This is a genomic window from Janthinobacterium sp. GW822-FHT07H11 (assembly GCF_058798615.1).
On the sequence record NZ_CM179507.1, the window covers coordinates 4,389,830 to 4,407,731 of the forward strand.

General features: G+C 64.9%; 15 protein-coding genes. 6 read left to right on the forward strand and 9 right to left on the reverse strand.

The features are described 5' to 3' along the window. Positions 1-112: 112 nt before the first annotated feature. Complete coding sequence (locus AC3RCJ_RS19345; RefSeq protein WP_492961368.1) at positions 113-466, forward strand: hypothetical protein; 354 nt, start codon at positions 113-115, stop codon at positions 464-466. A gap of 54 nt (positions 467-520) precedes the next feature. Next, positions 521-790, forward strand: a complete 270-nt coding sequence (locus tag AC3RCJ_RS19350) for a hypothetical protein (protein WP_474291878.1) — start codon at positions 521-523, stop codon at positions 788-790. 54 nt (positions 791-844) lie between these two features. On the opposite strand, the gene AC3RCJ_RS19355 is transcribed toward AC3RCJ_RS19350, so the two are convergent. The 6 genes from AC3RCJ_RS19355 to AC3RCJ_RS19380 all read right to left on the reverse strand — a co-directional run bounded on the left by AC3RCJ_RS19355 (position 845) and on the right by AC3RCJ_RS19380 (position 8,885). Continuing rightward, complete coding sequence (locus AC3RCJ_RS19355) at positions 845-1,402, reverse strand: fasciclin domain-containing protein (RefSeq protein WP_492961366.1); 558 nt, start codon at positions 1,400-1,402, stop codon at positions 845-847. A gap of 234 nt (positions 1,403-1,636) precedes the next feature. Then, the gene (locus AC3RCJ_RS19360; protein WP_492961507.1) at positions 1,637-3,079 is read right to left on the reverse strand and encodes an efflux transporter outer membrane subunit; all 1,443 of its coding nucleotides are present in this window, start codon (positions 3,077-3,079) and stop codon (positions 1,637-1,639) included. A gap of 44 nt (positions 3,080-3,123) precedes the next feature. Further along, entirely contained in the window at positions 3,124-6,324 is a 3,201-nt protein-coding gene (locus AC3RCJ_RS19365) for an efflux RND transporter permease subunit (protein WP_492961364.1), read from the reverse strand. 2 nt (positions 6,325-6,326) lie between these two features. Continuing rightward, positions 6,327-7,571, reverse strand: coding sequence for an efflux RND transporter periplasmic adaptor subunit (locus AC3RCJ_RS19370; protein ID WP_436540365.1), 1,245 nt, complete (start codon positions 7,569-7,571; stop codon positions 6,327-6,329). Positions 7,572-7,842: 271 nt separating this feature from the next. Further along, positions 7,843-8,703, reverse strand: a complete 861-nt coding sequence (locus AC3RCJ_RS19375; protein ID WP_492961362.1) for an alpha/beta hydrolase — start codon at positions 8,701-8,703, stop codon at positions 7,843-7,845. Further along, the gene (locus AC3RCJ_RS19380) at positions 8,700-8,885 is read right to left on the reverse strand and encodes a hypothetical protein (protein ID WP_492961360.1); all 186 of its coding nucleotides are present in this window, start codon (positions 8,883-8,885) and stop codon (positions 8,700-8,702) included. The genes AC3RCJ_RS19375 and AC3RCJ_RS19380 overlap by 4 nt, the downstream gene beginning before the upstream one ends. A gap of 173 nt (positions 8,886-9,058) precedes the next feature. Between AC3RCJ_RS19380 and AC3RCJ_RS19385 the strand changes: the two genes are divergently transcribed. The 3 genes from AC3RCJ_RS19385 to AC3RCJ_RS19395 are packed head-to-tail and all read left to right on the forward strand — an operon-like array spanning position 9,059 to position 11,438. Next, positions 9,059-10,018 carry a LysR family transcriptional regulator gene (locus AC3RCJ_RS19385; protein ID WP_492961358.1) on the forward strand — a complete coding sequence of 320 codons (960 nt, stop codon included), beginning with the start codon at positions 9,059-9,061 and terminating at the stop codon, positions 10,016-10,018. Continuing rightward, positions 10,015-10,986 carry a D-2-hydroxyacid dehydrogenase gene (locus AC3RCJ_RS19390; protein ID WP_492961356.1) on the forward strand — a complete coding sequence of 324 codons (972 nt, stop codon included), beginning with the start codon at positions 10,015-10,017 and terminating at the stop codon, positions 10,984-10,986. The genes AC3RCJ_RS19385 and AC3RCJ_RS19390 overlap by 4 nt, the downstream gene beginning before the upstream one ends. Continuing rightward, the gene (locus AC3RCJ_RS19395; RefSeq protein WP_492961354.1) at positions 10,983-11,438 is read left to right on the forward strand and encodes a hypothetical protein; all 456 of its coding nucleotides are present in this window, start codon (positions 10,983-10,985) and stop codon (positions 11,436-11,438) included. Before AC3RCJ_RS19390 ends, AC3RCJ_RS19395 begins: the two co-directional genes overlap by 4 nt. A 37-nt stretch (positions 11,439-11,475) precedes the next feature. Here AC3RCJ_RS19395 and AC3RCJ_RS19400 read toward each other — a convergent pair whose 3' ends face one another. After that, on the reverse strand, positions 11,476-13,602 hold the full coding sequence (locus AC3RCJ_RS19400; RefSeq protein ID WP_492961352.1) for a TonB-dependent receptor: 2,127 nt from the start codon (positions 13,600-13,602) through the stop codon (positions 11,476-11,478). A gap of 245 nt (positions 13,603-13,847) precedes the next feature. Here AC3RCJ_RS19400 and AC3RCJ_RS19405 point away from each other — a divergent pair, with 245 nt between their 5' ends. Then, the gene (locus AC3RCJ_RS19405) at positions 13,848-14,738 is read left to right on the forward strand and encodes a helix-turn-helix transcriptional regulator (RefSeq protein ID WP_492961350.1); all 891 of its coding nucleotides are present in this window, start codon (positions 13,848-13,850) and stop codon (positions 14,736-14,738) included. Between the two features lie 55 nt (positions 14,739-14,793). Here the strand turns inward: AC3RCJ_RS19405 and AC3RCJ_RS19410 are convergent, their stop codons facing one another. Together AC3RCJ_RS19410 and AC3RCJ_RS19415 are read right to left on the reverse strand one after the other, a co-directional pair. Then, on the reverse strand, positions 14,794-16,683 hold the full coding sequence (locus tag AC3RCJ_RS19410; RefSeq protein ID WP_492961348.1) for a hypothetical protein: 1,890 nt from the start codon (positions 16,681-16,683) through the stop codon (positions 14,794-14,796). Further along, positions 16,680-17,834, reverse strand: a complete 1,155-nt coding sequence (locus AC3RCJ_RS19415) for a saccharopine dehydrogenase NADP-binding domain-containing protein (RefSeq protein ID WP_492961346.1) — start codon at positions 17,832-17,834, stop codon at positions 16,680-16,682. Before AC3RCJ_RS19415 ends, AC3RCJ_RS19410 begins: the two co-directional genes overlap by 4 nt. Positions 17,835-17,902: the final 68 nt, after the last annotated feature.

A 17,902-nucleotide genomic window follows, 5' to 3' on the forward strand; every position in this document is an offset into this window, starting at 1 on the left:
GTTTGTAATGACCGTCAACGCAAGCGTCCCGGGGCGCGTTTTATGCTCAGTGACACGGGAATCATCCCGGCACCAACAGACTTACCAGACAACCACCACTGAGGACTGCACCATGAAAAACGTAATCGCTACCCTGATCGCCGGCCTGTTCGCAACCGCTGCCTTTGCCCAGACGCCTGCAGCTCCTGCAGCCACCCCGGCAGCCTCGGTTCCCGCCAAAGTGGAAGCGGCCCACACCAAGGCCGTCGTGAAAGCCGATGCCAAGGAAGCGCAAGCCGTCGTGAAAGCGGACGCGAAAGAAGCGAAAGCCGTCGTCGCCGCGAAAACGGACGTTGCCAGCGCCAAGGCGGAAGCGGCCACCACGAAAGCCAAGGCCCACCACGCTGCGAAAAAAACCAAGGCCAAGGCAGATGCGAAACTGGCGTCGGCCACCGCCGCCGCACCAGCTCCGGCACCAGCCAAGTAATCCAGTCCGTCAGCACCCGAATTCATTAACCACTCTACCTTATAGGATTTCATCATGAAAAAAGTTATCGCCACCCTGATCGCCACCCTGTTCGCCACCGCCGCTTTCGCACAGACGCCAGCCGCTCCAGCAGCGCCGGCCGCTCCAGCAGCTTCCGCCGCAGCCGTTGCGCCTGCCGCCAAAGCCGAAGCGCCAGCCGCCGCCGTCAAGCCAGCGACGCACAAGAAAGCCAAGCATCACAAGGCGAAGAAAGCGGCTACTGGAGAGAAGGCAGTTCCAGCGACGCCAGCAGCTTCCGCACCGGCAGCAGCGCCAGCCAAGTAATCTCGGCCGCGCAAGCCAAAAAGACAGGGTTTTCCCTGTCTTTTTTTCGTCCGCTTATTTTGGCATCAGCACCGTGTCGATGACATTGATCACGCCATTCGACTGGTACACGTCATAGGTGCTGATGTTGGCGCTGTTGCCGCCTTCATCCATCACGACGATGTTGTGCATGCCGTTCATGGCGAACATCAGCTTGCCCCCGCTCGCCGTGGGCAAGGTGGCTTTACCGTCATGCATCTTGATTTCCTTCGCCAGCGCCTTGAAGTCGTATTTGCCGGGCACCACGTGGTAGGTGAGGATTTTCGTCAGGGTCGCCTTGTTTTCCGGCTTGACCAGGGTCTCGACGGTGCCGGCCGACAGCTTGCCAAACGCCGCATTCGTCGGCGCGAACACGGTGAACGGTCCCTTGCCTTTCAGGGTGTCGACCAGGCCGGCCGCCTTGACGGCGGCGACCAGGGTCGTGTGGTCGGCCGAATTGACGGCGTTGTCGACGATGTCCTTGGACGGATACATGCTCTGGCCGCCCACCATGGTCGCCATGTCGGCGGCAAAGGGGGCGCTGGCGGCCAGCATGGAGGTGATGAACAGAGCTGCGGGAACGATAGTGCGCATGATGGTATCTCCTGGATGACTGCGTTTGCGTGATTGCAGGAGTATTTACGCGGCCTGTCCGCAAACGGATTCAACTGATTTGGCTGGTCTTGTCTGGATTGAGGGCGCGGGTGTTGTCGGCTTACGCGCTGCGCGCTAAGCCGACCTACAGCGCTGAGCCGACCTGCGCCAACCATAAAAAAACGGCGCCGTGCAATGCACGACGCCGTTCTTGGCTGGCTTATCGCCGGGATACTAGTTGACCGCGACCTGCGGCTCTGTCTCGCCCCAGCCGCCGCCCAGGGCGCGGATCAGCGCCACCGTGGTGACGGCGCGGTTGCCGCGCAGTTGCACGGCATTGCGCTCGATGGCCGCCAGGTTGCGCTGCGCGTCGAGCAGGTCCAGGTAGCTGGAACGGCCCGCGTCGTACAGCTTTTGCGCCAGGTCGGCCGAACGGCGCGCCGAGACGACGGCTTCGTCGATCTGCTGCGTCTGGCCCGACAGGATGCGCAGGCCGGCCAGGTTGTCTTCCACCTCGGCGAAGGCCACCAGCACGCTCTGGCGATACGTGGCTACCGATTCTTCCAGCTGCGCTTCGCTGCGGGTCACGGCAGCCTTGTTGCGGCCGCCGTCGATGATGGGCATCGACATCAGGGCGCCCAGCAGCCAGGAGCGGCTGCTCCACTTGAAGATATCCGAGAAGGTATCGGACGCGCCGCCGCCGGAAGCGTTCAGGCTCAAGGCGGGGAACATGGCCGATTTGGCCACGCCGATGCGCGCATTCGACGCTTCCATGGTGCGCTGCGCCGACGCGATGTCGGGACGGCGCTCCAGCAGGGACGATGGCATGCCGGCCGGGATCACGGGCAGGAAGCCGCTATCCTGCAGCGGGTTGACGCCCGCCGTGAAGCTGGCGGCAGGTTTGCCCAGCAGGACGGCCAGCGCATGCTCGCCGGTGGCGCGCTGGCGCTGCAGGCCGATGGCTTCGGCGCGCACGGTCGACAGCTCCGTGCGGGCACGCGACAGGTCGAATTCGCCGATGTCGCCCAGGTCGTAGCGGCGCTGGTTCACATGCACGCTCTCCTCGCGCAGGCGCACTGTCTGTTCCAGGGTCGCCAGTTCGGCGTCCGTGGCGCGCAGCTGGAAGTAGGTTTGCGCCACGTCGGCCTGCAAGGACAGCAGCACGGAACGGTAAGTCGCTTCCACGGCCAGCGCATCGCTGCGCGCGGCGCTGACATTGGCCGCCACCCTGCCGAACAGATCGACTTCGTAGCTGGCCGTCAGGTTGGCCTGGTAGACGTTGGTCGCCGCCACCGGCGCGCCGTTCGGCAAGCCGAGCGACACGGCGGAGGCGCGGTTGCGCTGGCCGCCCACGTTGACGCCCACTTGCGGGATGCGGTCCGCTTCGGCGATGCCGGCAATCGCCCTCGCCTGCTTGACGCGGGCGGCGGCGACGGCCAGGTTGGCGTTGGCCTGCGTGGCTTCGTTGATCAGGCTGGTCAAAGCCGGATCATTGAAGGCCAGCCACCATTCGCCGCGCGCCTGGCGCTCGGCCGGCACGCCCTGCTTCCAGCGCGTGCCGTCGGCCGCCGTCTGCACGGCCGGCGCTTGCGCTTCCTTGAACGCTGCCGGCGTCTCGATCTGCGGCTGCTTGAACTCGGGCGCCGCGCAGGCGGCCAGCAGGACTGCGGCGGCCATGGCGCTCAAGACGGGCTTGACGCGCCCGATGATTGCATTGGTTTTCAATATATATCTCCTTCCAGGTCCAGCGCTGGCGCGGCGACAGGCTTGGCGGCAGCGGCGGCTGGTTTTTTCTCAAAACGCTGCGCCAGGGTGCGCAGCAGGACGTAGAACACGGGCGTCAGGAACAGGCCGAAGAAGGTCACGCCCAGCATGCCGGCGAATACGGCCACGCCCATCGCATGGCGCATTTCCGAACCGGCGCCGTGCGAGAACACCAGGGGCACCACGCCCATGATGAAGGCGATCGACGTCATCAGAATCGGACGCAGACGCAGACGGCACGCTTCCAGCGCCGCTTGCACGACGGTGCGGCCATGCTCTTCCAGTTCGCGGGCAAATTCCACGATCAGGATGGCATTTTTTGACGCCAGCCCCACCAGCACGAACAGCGCGATCTGGGTAAACACGTTGTTGTCGCCGCCGGTCAGTTTGACGCCCAACAGCGCGCACAGGATCGACATCGGCACGATCAGGATCACGGCCAGCGGCAGGGTCCAGCTTTCGTACTGGGCGGCGAGCACCAGGAACACCAGCAGCACGCACAGCGGGAAGACATAGATCATCGTATTGCCGGACAAGATGTCCTGGTAGGTCAGCTCCGTCCATTCATACGAAATCCCCTGCGGCAGCACTTCCTTGGCAATGCGTTCCAGCGCCACTTGCGCCTGGCCGCTCGATACACCAGGGGCTGCGCCGCCGTTGAAATCGGCTGCTGCATACGCGTTGTAGCGCTGCACGCGGTCGGGACCATAGCTGTCCTTGACGCGCATCAGCGACGACAGCGGGATCATCTCGCCCTTGTCATTGCGTACCTTCAGCTGCGCGATGTCCTGGGCATGCGAACGGAATGCCGCATCGGCCTGCACGCGCACCTGGTAGGTGCGGCCAAACTGGTTGAAGTCATTCACGTACAGCGAACCGAGGTTGATCTGCAAGGTCTGGTAGATCGTTTGCAGCTGCACACCCATCTGCTTGGCTTTCACGCGGTCGACGTCGGCGAACAGCTGCGGCACGTTGATCTGGTAGCCCGAGAACACGCCCGCCAGTTCCGGCGTCTGGTAAGCCTTGGCGGCCAGCGCCTGGGTGGCGTTGTACAGCGCGTCGTAACCGAGATTGCCGCGGTCTTCGATCATCATCTTGAAGCCGCCGATGGTACCGAGGCCATTCACAGGCGGTGGCGGAAAGACCATGATGAAGGCGTCCTGGATGCCGCCCAGGCGCTTGTTGATCTCGGCCGCGATGGCGCCGCCCGACAACTCCTTGGTCGTGCGCTCGCCGAACGGCTTCAGGGTGGCGAAGACGATGCCGGCGTTCGGTGCATTGGTAAAATCGTTGATCGACAGGCCGGGGAAGGCGATGGTCGATTCGACGCCAGGCACCGACTTGATGACGTCGGACATGCGGCGCACGACATCTTCCGTGCGGTCCAGCGAGGCGGCGTCGGGCAATTGCGCAAAGCCCACCAGGTATTGCTTGTCTTGCGCCGGCACGAAGCCGGCCGGCACGGACTTGAAGGTGAAGATGGCGGCAACGACCAGCAGCGCATACACGCCCAGCGAGGCGCTCTTGCGGCCCAACACGCCCTTCACGCCCGCTTCATAACGGTGCGAGGCGCGGCCGAAGAAGCGGTTGAACCAGGCGAAGAAGCGGCCGAAGACCATGTCCATGCCGCGCGTCAGCGCATCCTTCGGCGCATCGTGCGGTTTCAGCAGCGCGGCCGACAGGGCCGGCGCCAGGGTCAGCGAGCTGAAGGCGGAGATCACGGTCGAAATGGCGATGGTCAGCGCGAACTGGCGGTAGAACTCGCCCGACAGGCCGGGCACGAAGGCGATCGGCACGAACACGGCGCACAGCACCAGGGCGATGGCGACGATAGGACCGCTGACCTCTTTCATGGCCTGGATGGTGGCGTCGCGCGGCGACAGCCCTTCCTCGATGTTGCGCTCGACGTTTTCCACCACCACGATGGCGTCATCGACGACGATACCGATGGCCAGCACGAGGCCGAACAGCGACAGGGTGTTGATCGAGAAGCCAAAGCCCAGCATCACGGCAAAGGTGCCGACGATGGACACGGGAACGGCCAAGAGCGGAATGATCGATGCGCGCCAGGTTTGCAGGAAGATGATCACCACCAGCACCACCAGGGCGATGGCTTCGAGCAGCGTGTGGATCACGGCTTCGATGGACGAGCGCACGAATTGCGTCGGGTCGTACTCGATCCGGTATTCCACGCCTTGCGGGAAGTCTTTTTTCAGTTCGTCCATCTTGGCGCGCACGTCGGAAGACAGTTGCAGCGCGTTGGCGTTCGGCGCCTCGAAAATACCCATGCCGACGGCCGGATTGTTGTTCAGCAGCGAACGCAGCGAGTAGCTGTTGGCGCCCATTTCCACGCGCGCCACGTCTTTCAGGTGCGTCACGGCGCCGTCGGCATTCGTGCGCACGATGATGGCGCCGAATTCCTCGGGCGTCTGCAGACGGCCCTGGGTGTTGACGGTCAGCTGGAAGTCCGAGTTCTTCGCCGGCGAGGCGCCGATCACGCCGGCAGCCACCTGCACGTTCTGCTCGCGGATGGCGTCGACGACGTCATTGGCCGTCATGCCGCGCGCCGCTACCTTTTGCGGGTCGAGCCAGATGCGCATGGCATAGTCGCCGGCGCCGAAGATCTGGATGTCGCCCATGCCGGGCAAACGGGCCAATTGATCCTTGACGTTCAGCACCGCGTAGTTACGCAGGTACATATCGTCATAGCGCTTGTTCGGCGAGACCAGGTGCACCACCATGGTCAGGTTGGGCGACGATTTGACGGTCGTCACGCCGATCTGGCGCACTTCCTCGGGCAGGCGCGGCAAGGCGCGCTGCACGCGGTTCTGCACCTGCGTCTCGGCCTGCTCGACGTTGGTGCCGATCTTGAAGGTCACGGTCAGCATCATCGCGCCATCGGACGTGTTTTGCGAGGACATGTAGAGCATGTTCTCGACGCCGTTGATCTGCTCTTCGAGCGGCGCGGCGACGGTTTCGGCGATCACTTTCGGGTTGGCGCCCGGATACTGCGCGCGCACCACCACCGATGGCGGCACGACGTCGGGATATTCGGAGATGGGCAGGCCGAATATCGACAGCAGCCCGGCCACGAATATGACAATCGACAGCACCGCCGCGAAAATCGGCTTGTCGATGAAAAAGCGGGAAAAATTCATGTTTATTCCTTGGAAGTCGATGCTGCTTTCGCGGCGATCTTGGCGTCTTTTACTTCAGGTTTGGCGGGAGCGACGGGCGCGGTCGGGTCGAAATCCATCGCCACCATCTGCGGCGTCACGGGCGCGCCGGGGCGCACGCGCTGCAAGCCGTTGACGACGATCTTTTCGCCCGCCTTCAAGCCTTCGCGCACCACGCGCAAGCCGTCCGAGGTCGGGCCCAGCTTGACGGCGCGGTATTCGGCCTTGTTGTCGGCACCTACCACGTAGACGTATTTGCGGCTTTGATCCGTGCCGACGGCGCGGTCGCTGATCAACAGTGCCGTGCTTTGTGCGTGCGGGCCGTTGCCGCCGTCGAGCTGAATGCGCGCGAACAGGCCCGGCACCAGCTGGCGCTCGGCGTTGGCGAAGGTGGCGCGCATGCGCACGCTGCCCGTGGCCGGGTCAAGCTGGTTGTCGACAAATTCCAGCTTGCCTTCGTGCGGGAAGCCCGTTTCGTTGGCCAGGCCCACCTTGACAGTGACGGGCGTGCCCTTTTGCGCCGTGCCGGCCACGCGCAGATACGTGTCTTCATCGCCGTCGAAGCTGGCGTAGATGCGGTCCGTCGAGACCACCGACGTCAAAATGGCGGAAGCGTCGATCAGGTTGCCGACAGTGATTTCCGCCTTGCTGACGCGGCCGCTGATCGGCGCCTGCACCTGCGTGTATGACAGGTTCAGCCTGGCCGCTTCATACGCGGCTTGCGCCGAGCGGACATTCGCGTCCAGCTCCTTCAGGCCCGAGGCTTTTTCGTCGAATTCGCGCTGGGCGATGGCTTTTTCGGCCAGCAGCTTTTCAGCGCGCGACAGTTCCAGCTTGGCCAGTTCCGCCTTGGCGCGGGCCGAGGCGGCCGTGCCTTCGGCGCGCGACACTTCGGCCTGGAACGGGCGCGGATCAATGACGAACAGCACATCGCCCTTTTTGACTTCGCTGCCCGGCTTGAAGTTGACGGCAGTGATGAAGCCGCCGACGCGCGAGCGGATTTCCACGCGCTCGATCGCTTCCAGGCGGCCCGAGAATTCCTGCGTTTCCGTGATCTGTTTTTCAACGACGGCGGCGGCCGAGATGGGCGGGCCGCCGGCCGCTGGCGCGTCGGGCACCTTGCTGTTGGCCGAATCGCAGCCGGCCAGGCTGACTGCCACCAGTCCCGCCAGCGCGAGCGAGGCAGCCAGGGGCTTGAGCAGAGTGGAAAATTGTTGAACGTTTTTCATTTTATTTCCCTGTTTTATGAAAATTTCTAATGGTATGGGCGGCAGGAAGCAACCCAGCTGAAAAAGTGTATGGTGGTGCCATGGCGCCCGACGGCGCTCGATCAAAGGTAAACAGGCCGCCAACTGCTTGAAAGCGGACGGGGACGACGAAGCTGGCTGTGCGAGCGCACAACGCAGACAGGAAGGGAACTACACTGCGTAGTGTAGCAACCGAAACTCAAAAAGTAAACTGGTTAGTGTAAGTTTTTTTGCGGTGCCGCAGATGGCGGCCTCATGACTCGGGCTCCTGCCCCAGTCCGGCGACGAAACTGCTAATTTCGCTCAATACCTGCACCTTGCAGGCGCATTCATTACGGGCGGTCGCGTCTTGCAGCGGCGCGGCGGCCATGCGCCGCACGGTGGTCTTGATGCCGCAGGCGATCAATTTGCTGCCGTATTGTTCAGCCTCGTCGCGCAATGGGTCGTCTTCGCTGGACAAGATCAAGGCTGGCGGCAGGTTCTTCAGGCGGCTAGACTGCAATGGCGACGCGTACGGATGGGTACGATCTGCGGCATTCGGCAGGTAGCCACGGTAGGCGGCGGCACATTGATCGGCCACTTCCGCCAGGTCGGGACAGCTCGGCAAGGAGCGCATCGAGCAGCTCGACAGGCCGGGGTCGAGCATGGGCATGATCAGCACCTGGCCCGCGAGGGGCGGGCCGCCCCGGTCGCGCGACATCATGGCGCACACGGCAGCCAGGTTGGCGCCCGCTTCGATGCCCGACACCACCATCTGCTTGCCCGTCCAGCCCAGCTTGGACTTGTTCTTTTTTGCCCACAGCAGCACGGCATGCGCGTCTTCGACGGCGGCGGGAAATGGCCGCACCTTCGCCAAGGTGTAGTTCGCGGCCAGCACCACGTGGTCCGGGTTGCTCAGCACGAGGCAGCGCAGGAAGTCGTCCGCATCGTCCAGGTCGCCGTCGACAAAGCCGCCGCCATGGAAAAAGACGATCAGGTTCGGCTGTTTGGCGCCCGGCACGCCGGCCGTGTAGACGCGCGCGCCGAGCGCATCCTGCGCGCCCTGCACCTCGATGTCGCGTATCTTCAGCGCCTGGCCAGGCGCCAGTTCGGCCGCGGCGTCGGCAAACGTCATTGCGCCACCACCGGCTGCACCGCAGCATCGAGTACCGTGTCGTTCAGGCACAACAGGGCGGCGCCGCCCACTTCATGGGTCAGGGCGCTGTAACCACTGGCTTCGCTTTGCGCCGCCAGCGAGTAGGCATCCGTCGATACCATCGCGGCCAGAGCAAGCGAGCTCACAGCGAGAGCAAGCACTGCAAAGATTCCATTCCGATAAGCCATGATGTTTCTCCTGTTGTCCTTCCTGCGGCATCATTTATGCTGCAGTACAACAACTATAGACTTGATCTACAATCTGATAAAGAGTGCAATGCCGAATTGATTGTTCAGGATTCTGAATAATCATGGATAAAGTGATAGGAAATCAAGTGAACAAGCTGCAAGCCATGGAAGTGTTCATCCAAGTCGTCGATGCGGGCGGCTTTACGCGCGCGGCGGAAAACATGCAGTTGCCCAAAGCCACCGTATCGACCCTGATCCAGTCGCTGGAAAGCAGCCTGTCGGTCAAGTTACTCAACCGCACCACGCGCCACGTCAGCATCACCTCGGACGGCGCCGCGTATTACGAACGCTGCGTGCGCATCCTGTCGGATGTGCGCGAGGCCGAGGAATCGCTGTCGCGCACGCGCTTGAGCCCCAGCGGACGGCTGCGCGTGGATGCGCCCACGGCCCTGGCCAGCGAACTGATCATCCCCGCCCTGCCCGACTTCTTCGCCCGCTACCCGGACATCTCGCTGGAACTCGGCTGCAGCGACCGCCCCGTCGACCTGATCGAGGAAGGCGTCGACTGCGCCGTGCGCGGCGGCGAACTCGGCGATTTGAACCTGATCGCGCGCCGGGTCGGCGTGCTGCATTTCATTACCTGCGCCGCGCCCGGCTACCTGGCGCGCCATGGCACGCCGCTGCACCCGAACGACCTGGCGCAGCACCGGGGCGTGAATTTCTTCTCCGCCAAGACGGGCAAGACCTTCGACTGGGATTTCACGCGCGCCGGCGAACGCCTCCAGATGTCCATGCCCAGCCATATCGCCCTGAACGACTCGAACGCCTACGCGGCCGCCGGCCTGGCGGGCCTGGGCATCGTGCAAATGACGCACTTCATGCTTGCGCCGCTGCTGGAACAGGGCAAAATGGTGGAATTGCTGGGCGACTGGGAATCCGACCCGCTGCCCATCCACGTGATCTATCCGCCCAACCGCCACCTGTCCGCCAAGGTGCGCGTGTTCGTCGAATGGGTCGCCGACATGTTTACCAACCACCCGGCCACGCAGCTGAAGGGCAAGAGCAATCTTCCCGCGCGTGCCACCCTGACCGAGGCCCAGCCATGACCGCAGCAAGCACATCGCCCCACCGCATCGTCTTTCTCGACCGCGACAGCCTGATCGCCACCGTGCGCCCGCCCGCCTTCGCGCACAGCTGGGCAGAATATCCGCATACCAAGGGCAGCGAACAGACGGTGTCCCGCTTGCAAGGCGCCAGCATCGCCATCACCAATAAAGTGCCGCTGCGCGCGGCCGAACTGGCGCAGCTGCCCGAGCTGAAGATGATCGCCGTGGCCGCCACCGGCACGGACATCCTCGACCTGGCCGCCTGCCGCGAGCGGGGCATCGTCGTCGCGAATATCCGCGACTATGCGCGCGCCACCGTGCCCGAACACACCCTGGCCCTGATGCTGGCCCTGCGCCGCCAGCTCATCGCCTACCGCTTTGATGTGGAAGCGGGCCTGTGGCAGGCCTCGGACCGCTTCTGCCTGTTCGGCCACCCGATCCGCGACCTGGCGGGCAGCCGCCTGGGCCTGCTCGGCTACGGCGCGCTGGGCAAGTCCGTGGCCCAGCTGGGGCGCGCCTTCGGCATGCAGGTGATCGTCCACAACCGTTCCCCGATCGAGGAAGACGGCGTCAAGGAAGTGAGTTTTGACGAACTGCTGGCCACCTCCGACGTGCTGAGCCTGCACCTGCCGCTGACGGACAAGACGCGCAACATCATCGGAGAGCAAGAGCTGGCGCGCATGCAACCGACTTCGCTGCTGATCAATACGGCGCGGGGCGGCCTCGTCGACGAGGCCGCCCTGGCCGACGCATTGACCCGTGGCGTGATCGCCGGCGCCGGCTTCGACGTGCTGAGCAAAGAGCCGCCCCTGCCCGACAACCCGCTGTTGAATTTGCGCCTGCCCAACTTCATCCTCACGCCCCACACGGCCTGGGCCAGCGGCGAAGCCATGCAAAAGCTGGCCGACATATTGATCGGCAATATCGAAGCGTTCGAACGCGGTGCGCCCGTGAACGTGGTGGCATGAGCGTCTTGCAGGAGCTCGATGAACTGCTGTGCGGCGACGACGAGGAATACGACCGCCTCGACCTGTTCCGGGAGGCGGACGAGCTGGTCGGGCAACTGCGCACGGCCGACGTGGCCGCGCTGCTGGCCCTGTGGCCGCAGCGCACCCTGTGCTGGCAGCAGCGTTTCACGCAAGCGAGCGCTTCCATCGACGGCGCCGCGCTGCGCGCCCTGCTGGCCGGTTTGCTGCAGATCAAGGAGACGTGCCACGGCGTGTTCGAACTGATGAGCCGCCTGCCGCCCATGGCCGACCATTCCCCGCTCAGCGAGGCCCTGCTTGACTGCGCCGAGCAAGCCTGGCATGCGGATCAGGGGCGGCACAGGCAAATCCAGATCAGTTGCTGGAGCTGCGGGCTGTCGGGCCGGCTGTTGAAGCGGCTGGGGCTGGCGTCCTGGAAAGAAGCCGGCCTGTAGCGGCCGGATCTGGCTTCCGTGCTGCCGGGACGCGAGCCTAGAACCGCAAGGTCAAGGTCGCGCCAATCAGGCGCGGCGGGCCCACCTCCGCCAGCGGCGTGACGCCCTGCTGGGTAATGGCGCTGGAATAGAACTTGTTCCCGGCATTTTTCACCCACAGGTAGGCATCCCATTTCTCCGCTTCCACGCCCATTTTCAGATTGAGCAGGGCGTAGCCGTCCTGCTGCAGCGTATTGGCGGCGTCGAAATAATGCTTGCCCGTGTACTGCAGGTCGGCGCGGGTGAACAGGCTCAGGTTGCCGCCCAGCGGGCGGCGGTTCTGCAGCGACAGGTTGCCGCTGAATGTGGGCGCGAAAGGAAAATGCCGACCGGCGTAGTTCGTATTCTGGTCGTACTGGTACTCGATGAATTCGGTGCGCGTATAACCGGCGCCCGCGCCGATCAGCCAGCCCGGCGCCGGACTCATTCTCAATTCCGCCTCCGCGCCCGTGCTGCGCCCCTTGCCCGCATTGTCCGTCACGATATTGAATGCGCGCGCGCTGGGGATGACGCGCTGCACCTGCTGGTTGCTCAAGTCGATGCGGAACAAGGCCACGCTGAAGTCGGCGCGCCGGTCCCAGAACGTGCCCTTGTAGCCCGCCTCATAGCTGGTGCTGTGCTCGGACTGGAACGATGGCTTGTCGCGGTCCAGGTAGATGGTGTCATAGCCGCCGGCCCGGTAGCCGCGCGCCACGCTGGCATACCACAGCGCGCCCGGCGCAGGCGCATACGATACGCTGCCCTTCGGCAGCCACTGGTGAAAGGACATCTGCTCCTTGACGGGATAGGCCACGCCCATCGTCTCGCGCTGCGACCAGGCATCGATCTTGCGGGTCTCGTCATCCATGCGCAAACCGCCCGTCACGCTCAGGGCCGGCGTCAGCTGGTAGCTGGCCTGGCCGAACAGCGCATAGCCGGAACCGTCCTTGTGATAGCGCAGACGGTCGAAATACGGGCCGCCCATCACGGCGCCGGTGTAGTCGACCTCGCCGAGCGAGCCCGATTCGGCGCGCGTATCGTAGGCATACAGGCCGGCCAGCCACGCCAGAGGACCCGGCCCCTTGGACGCCAGGCGCACTTCCTGGGTCAGCTGCGTCTGGTTTTCGCGGGCATTGCTCTTGTAGAAGCCGTAGGAAGAGCTTTGCTGGTGGATGCCGTTGACGGAACGCCAGTCGCGCCAGCCCGTCACCGACGTCAGGTCGACGCTGTCGCCCGACCATTTCAGCTGCACCGACGTGCCGGCCGACTCGCGCCGGTCGACGCCGCCCAGCACCGTCTGCGTAGTGTAGCGGTCGCGCCGCATCTCTTCCAGCGGACCATAGGTATACGAGCCGCCGTTGAAATGCTCGGCGTCGACGATCCAGTTAAGTTCCAGCTTGCTGTTCGGCACCCAGCGCAATTTGGTGCGCAGCGTATAGTCTTCATGCGCGTTGAGCTTGCCGCCCGTCAAGCCGCTGCGCACATAACCGTCGGCGTGGCTGCCGCCCAGCGCCAGGCTCCAGAACAGCTCATCCTTGATCAGCGGCGTGGCCGCCATCGCCTTCAGGCTGGCTGCACCACGGTCATCGAACTGCAGCGCCACCTTGCCCTCGCTGGCATTGCCCGGCTTGCGGGTGACGACGTTGATCACGCCGCCCAGCGAGTTGCCGCCGTACAGCACCCCCTGCGGACCGCGCAGCACCTCGATGCGTTCGATATCGAGGAAATCGAGGTCGAACATGCCGTTGCCCAGATAATTCACGCCATCGACATAGAAGCCGACCGTGGGTTCGGTGAACAGGCCAGGGCCGATGCCGCGGATAAAGATATTCGTGTCGCGCCGTCCGCCCCAGGAAAAGATATGCAGGTTGGGCACGCTGCGCGACAACTCGGCGACCGACGCCGTCTCGGCATCCGCCAACTCATCGCCCGTCTTCGCCGAAATGCTCATCGGCACCTCGGCCAGCCTGGCGCTGCGCTTTTCAGCCATCACCTCGATGACCGGCATGGCCGTGCTGCGCTGCTGCGCCGCCGCAGGCAAGGCGACCGCCAGCACCTGGGCGACGGCCAGCGCGCACGCGCGGCGGTACAGCCGCGGTCGTGCGCATGCCGGCTGGCGATGGGTACGCTTGTGGTAAATCTTCATGGTCCTGTGCTCTCCCTGTTGATGACAATTAAAGATAATAAGAATCATTAGCATCATCGTCGGAAACGCCGGCCGGCACTCCCCGAAACGGTGGCACGCCCCCCCGCATCGGCAGCATTGCTGAAGAAATACCTTGCGAAACGGATTACATTAAAAATTTCACAAGCGAAGCCCATGCTCTGATAATATAAATGAGAATCATTTAGATTTACGCCATTGCGCATACATTCAGGGAGTCAGGCACCATGGGGCAGAAACAGTTGACGGATGACACACTTCGCATCACCACCCGGTACGTCGAGCTGCAACCGGGACTCATCGTGAGCCTCACCAGCGCCAACGAACAGGATAATATCGCCACCAAAGTCTGCTACCAACATGACAGCGCCTACATCCATTTCAATTGCCTGCTGCGCGGGCGCTTCGAGGCGACGGTCAGGGACCGCGACATCGCCCTTTCCCCTGGCGACCTGAACGTCGGCTATGCGCAGCACGAGCATTTCAGCGCCGAACACAGCGGCGACCTGTCGACCATCGAGCTGATGGTCGATTCCGGCCTGCTGACCGAGTTGGCGGGCGAAGATTGCCTGCTGTTCCAAGGGCACGCCGCCGACGCCTTTTTTACGCGCACCTGCCGCGCCGGCAGCCGGGTCAAGGCGGCGGCGGCGCAATTGCTGCACCACCTCAGCCAGACGCCCTGCCCGCAACTGCTGCTGCACTCGGCCACCCTGGACTTCCTGCACTGGCACCTGGACGCCTTCAAGGGCGAATGCTGCGAGCAAAAAATCGGCCTGCGCGACCGTCGCAAGCTGCAGGAAGCGCGCGACTACCTGCTGCTTGACCTGAGCACGCCGCCGACCATCGCCGACATCGCCCGCAAGGTCGGCCTGAACCAGTGCAAGCTCAAACAGGGATTCAAGCAGGTGTTCGACAGCAGCATCTACGCCTATTTCCAGGGCGAGCGGATGAAGCAGGCCCAATTGTTGCTACAACGCTACAACGTGACGGAAACGGCGATGATCCTCGGCTACAGCAATGTCAGCCATTTCAGCTCCGCCTTCCGCAAGCAGTTCGGCATGTTGCCCAGTAATGCGCGGCAGCACCTGGCCGCGTGCATCGGCGGGGCGGCCGCGTAATGCCAATCTAACGTGCCGATGTGGCGGCCAGGACAGGCCGCCACGCGCGATGCCCTCAGGCCGCGCCGCGCACCGCGCCCGACGCTTCGAGCGCCTCGATGGAAACGCTGGCGCTGCCATTCGCGCCGGCCCGCCAGCACACCTCGACACCGGCCTGCGCGGCCATGTAGCCGAGCGCCTCGTGCTCCATTTCGCGCACCACATTGGCCAGTTCGGGGCAGCCGAGCAGGAAGAACATCTCGGCATAGGCGCAATACTCGATCGCGTAGCCATGTTCGCTGCGGCGCCCGCGCAGCAGGCCCAGTTCCTCGCAGCGCCCGACAAACGCCAGCCAGTAGTCGCGCACCGCCAGCGCAGGTTCCGCCGTCTCGGCGATGACTTCGGGAACGGGCCACAACCAGCGCATTTCCATGCGCCCCGTCTCGAGGAACATGCGGCGGTACAGCGCAAACGCCTCGTTCTGGCCCAGCAATTCGCGGGCCCGGCTGTAGCCTGAGGTAAACATGCTGATATCGCGCGTGATGCGCGCCCACTGCGCCGCATGATCGGCATGCGCGGCGCGCAGCGGCGCCAGCGCCGCGTAATGGGCGCGCCAGCGCAGCATCACGCGGCAGACGAAGCCGGCAAACGCCATGCCCCGCACCTGGCTTCGGAGCAAGCCCCAGATCGCCGAATCGGTCAGGTAGCGCGTCTGCAGCGCCGTCATGCGCGGATGCACGACGATGTCGTACCAGCAGGCGCCGTAATGGGCAAGGCTGGCGGCGCCGCCATCGACCGGCTGGCACCAGCCGAAGTGCAGCGGGTCTTCCTTGTGGCGCAGGGCGCCGGCGCGCCGGCAGGTGACGCCATAGCGCCGCAGCGCCGCTTCCAGCGCGTCATGGCCGTCCGGCGCCAGGTGCTCGACGCTGTACGCGCCGGCGTCCGTGCCGAGCGCGCCGGCCAGCAGCGTGTCGGTGGCCGCGCATGCCATCAGCGCCGTAAAATCGTAGGACGACATGGCGCCGTGCAACAGCCAGCCGTCTTCCGGCCGGTCGTCGGGATACACCCACAGGCTGCAGTCGGCATCGGCGTTCTTGCGTTTTTTTACGGACTGGCCGCTGTTGAAAAACATGCGCGCCAGGCGCTGGCGCATGCCCTTCCAGCGGCCGATGCGGCCGAAGAAGCGCGCCGCGCCAGGCGTCAGGAACTGGATGTGGTAGCGCGGATCGAACGTCATCACCTGGGCCGCAACGCCGCTGCGGCCCCGCGGCGCGGCCAGCGCTGCCACTTCCGGCGCGGAATAGGCGATCAGCGGCGCCGCCTTGGCCTGGCCGGGAAAGAGGAAGCTGGCGTGGCCGTCATGCCACGGCGCCGCCTCGTGCCGGCGCTTGCCCTGCCGCAGCACCTCGATATCGGGCTTGAAACTGTCGAGTATCGCGTACGGACTCGTTTCGCCGCCGCCGTATGCGGCGCCCGCGTAGAAGCGGCTGCGGTACACGCCGGCCGGCGAAGCCTGCTCGCGCGCCAGCTTCATCAGCAGCAGGCCGGACAAGCCTGGCGCCAGGCCCATGCCCGTCAAGATCGTGCGGCCGGCGCGGCGCGCCTCGCCGTCGAGCGCCAGGATCGCCTCGGCCGAAGCGAGGCTGTCGTTGATGTCGATGCAATCGATGCCCGCCTGCAGGCACAAGGCATGCGGCGCGGCGCCGAAGGCATCCATCGGCCCAAGCGCGATGATGGCCAGGTCGAACTGGCACAGCAGCGCCAGCGCCGCCTCGCTGTCGCGCATGTCGAGCGTGGCGCTGGCCACCCCGGCCGGCAGCTCGTGGGGCCGCGGCCGCCGCGCGGCGCAGCACAGCTGCAGCTGCGGATGGCGCGCGCGCAGCACGCGCAGGATGCGCCGGCCGCTCTCGCCCGTGCCGCCGATGACGACGACGCGCGCGCCGCCTGGACTGCCATGTTCTTTCATGCCGCTTTCTCCTGTAATGTGGCGCCGTCCGCGGCGCCCAATCCTGTTACCACCACCAGTCCCTCTTCCTCGAGCAGCACCATGGCCCGCCGCGCATCAACCGCCTCGTGCAGCAGGTGCACGCCGGGGGTGATGGCCGGCCCTTCCAGCAGGCAGCGCGCGGCGATGCCGATGGTCACGCCCGTGGCCTGATAGGTATCGGCGATCATCATCGTCGCGCTGGCGGCATCGCCATCGGCATAGGCGATGTCGACCTTCAAGCCGTACACGGGCGCCAGCCTGCGCATGTCGCGCCGCGACGCGGCCACCAGCCAGCCGGCCGCGCGCGCCACCCGCGTCGGCGTGCGGTACATGCCCAGCACCTTGGCCAGCACGCAAACCATGGCCGCGCGCGGGCCCACATTGCTGCCGTAGGCGCGCGCCTCGGCGATGCCGGACTGACGCGCCAGCCGCGCCAGTTCCTCGGCCGGCACCAGCATGGTGGTGACGCGGCCCACGGGCGCGGGGAAATCGACCTTGCGCGTGGCCGCGCGAAAACCCACGTTGCAGTGCTGCCCGTCGCGTATCACGGGAAAGCCCCGGTCCTGGCCAAAATCGCCCAGGCTGTAGACGATGTCCCAGGCCGAGTTATAAGTCCAGGCGTCGCGGCCGATGCAATACGTTTCCAGTTTCAGCGCCGCGCGTCCGCGCGCCGTGCGCTCCAGCACATATCTGGGGAACAGGCCGGACAGGCCGGGCAGCAGACCGACGCTGATGATGGCGGGCGCCTGCGCCGGCTGTCGCCGCTGCGTCAGCTCCAGCGCCGCCAGCAACGGATCGTAGCCGCCCGCATCGATCAGCGGCGTGCCTGCCGCGCGACAGGCGTTGGCAACCCGCTCGCCCACCAGGCCGGAGGGGCCGATGCAGGAGATGACCAGCGCCGCGCCGCGCAGCAGCGCCGTCAGCGCCGCCTCGTCGAAGGCGTCGACAGCGGCCCAGGACAGGCGCTGGCGCTGCGAACCGAACCACTCGAACGCCAGCGCCGGCTCGCTGCGCGAGGCGAGCTGCAGCTCGCAGCTGGTATGGCGCATCAGGTAGCGCACCGCCTCGCGCCCCACCCGCCCGGCCCCGCCGAGAACGACGACGCGGGCTGCTTGTTCAGGAATATTCATATCAGGAATGATTATCATTTAGGTATTTCGACTATGAACGCGCAATCGCCGCCCGGCTCCCCCGAAGC

What these genes read in the sequence shown, in the direction of transcription:
- AC3RCJ_RS19370 (WP_436540365.1), bottom strand. Translation starts at nt 7,571, where the DNA reads ATGAAAAACGTTCAACAATTTTCCACTCTGCTCAAGCCCCTGGCTGCC.
- AC3RCJ_RS19345 (WP_492961368.1), top strand. Translation starts at nt 113, where the DNA reads ATGAAAAACGTAATCGCTACCCTGATCGCCGGCCTGTTCGCAACCGCT.
- AC3RCJ_RS19405 (WP_492961350.1), top strand. Translation starts at nt 13,848, where the DNA reads ATGGGGCAGAAACAGTTGACGGATGACACACTTCGCATCACCACCCGG.
- AC3RCJ_RS19350 (WP_474291878.1), top strand. Translation starts at nt 521, where the DNA reads ATGAAAAAAGTTATCGCCACCCTGATCGCCACCCTGTTCGCCACCGCC.
- AC3RCJ_RS19400 (WP_492961352.1), bottom strand. Translation starts at nt 13,602, where the DNA reads ATGAAGATTTACCACAAGCGTACCCATCGCCAGCCGGCATGCGCACGA.
- AC3RCJ_RS19375 (WP_492961362.1), bottom strand. Translation starts at nt 8,703, where the DNA reads ATGACGTTTGCCGACGCCGCGGCCGAACTGGCGCCTGGCCAGGCGCTG.
- AC3RCJ_RS19355 (WP_492961366.1), bottom strand. Translation starts at nt 1,402, where the DNA reads ATGCGCACTATCGTTCCCGCAGCTCTGTTCATCACCTCCATGCTGGCC.
- AC3RCJ_RS19410 (WP_492961348.1), bottom strand. Translation starts at nt 16,683, where the DNA reads ATGAAAGAACATGGCAGTCCAGGCGGCGCGCGCGTCGTCGTCATCGGC.
- AC3RCJ_RS19360 (WP_492961507.1), bottom strand. Translation starts at nt 3,079, where the DNA reads ATGGCCGCCGCAGTCCTGCTGGCCGCCTGCGCGGCGCCCGAGTTCAAG.
- AC3RCJ_RS19390 (WP_492961356.1), top strand. Translation starts at nt 10,015, where the DNA reads ATGACCGCAGCAAGCACATCGCCCCACCGCATCGTCTTTCTCGACCGC.
- AC3RCJ_RS19365 (WP_492961364.1), bottom strand. Translation starts at nt 6,324, where the DNA reads ATGAATTTTTCCCGCTTTTTCATCGACAAGCCGATTTTCGCGGCGGTG.
- AC3RCJ_RS19395 (WP_492961354.1), top strand. Translation starts at nt 10,983, where the DNA reads ATGAGCGTCTTGCAGGAGCTCGATGAACTGCTGTGCGGCGACGACGAG.
- AC3RCJ_RS19415 (WP_492961346.1), bottom strand. Translation starts at nt 17,834, where the DNA reads ATGAATATTCCTGAACAAGCAGCCCGCGTCGTCGTTCTCGGCGGGGCC.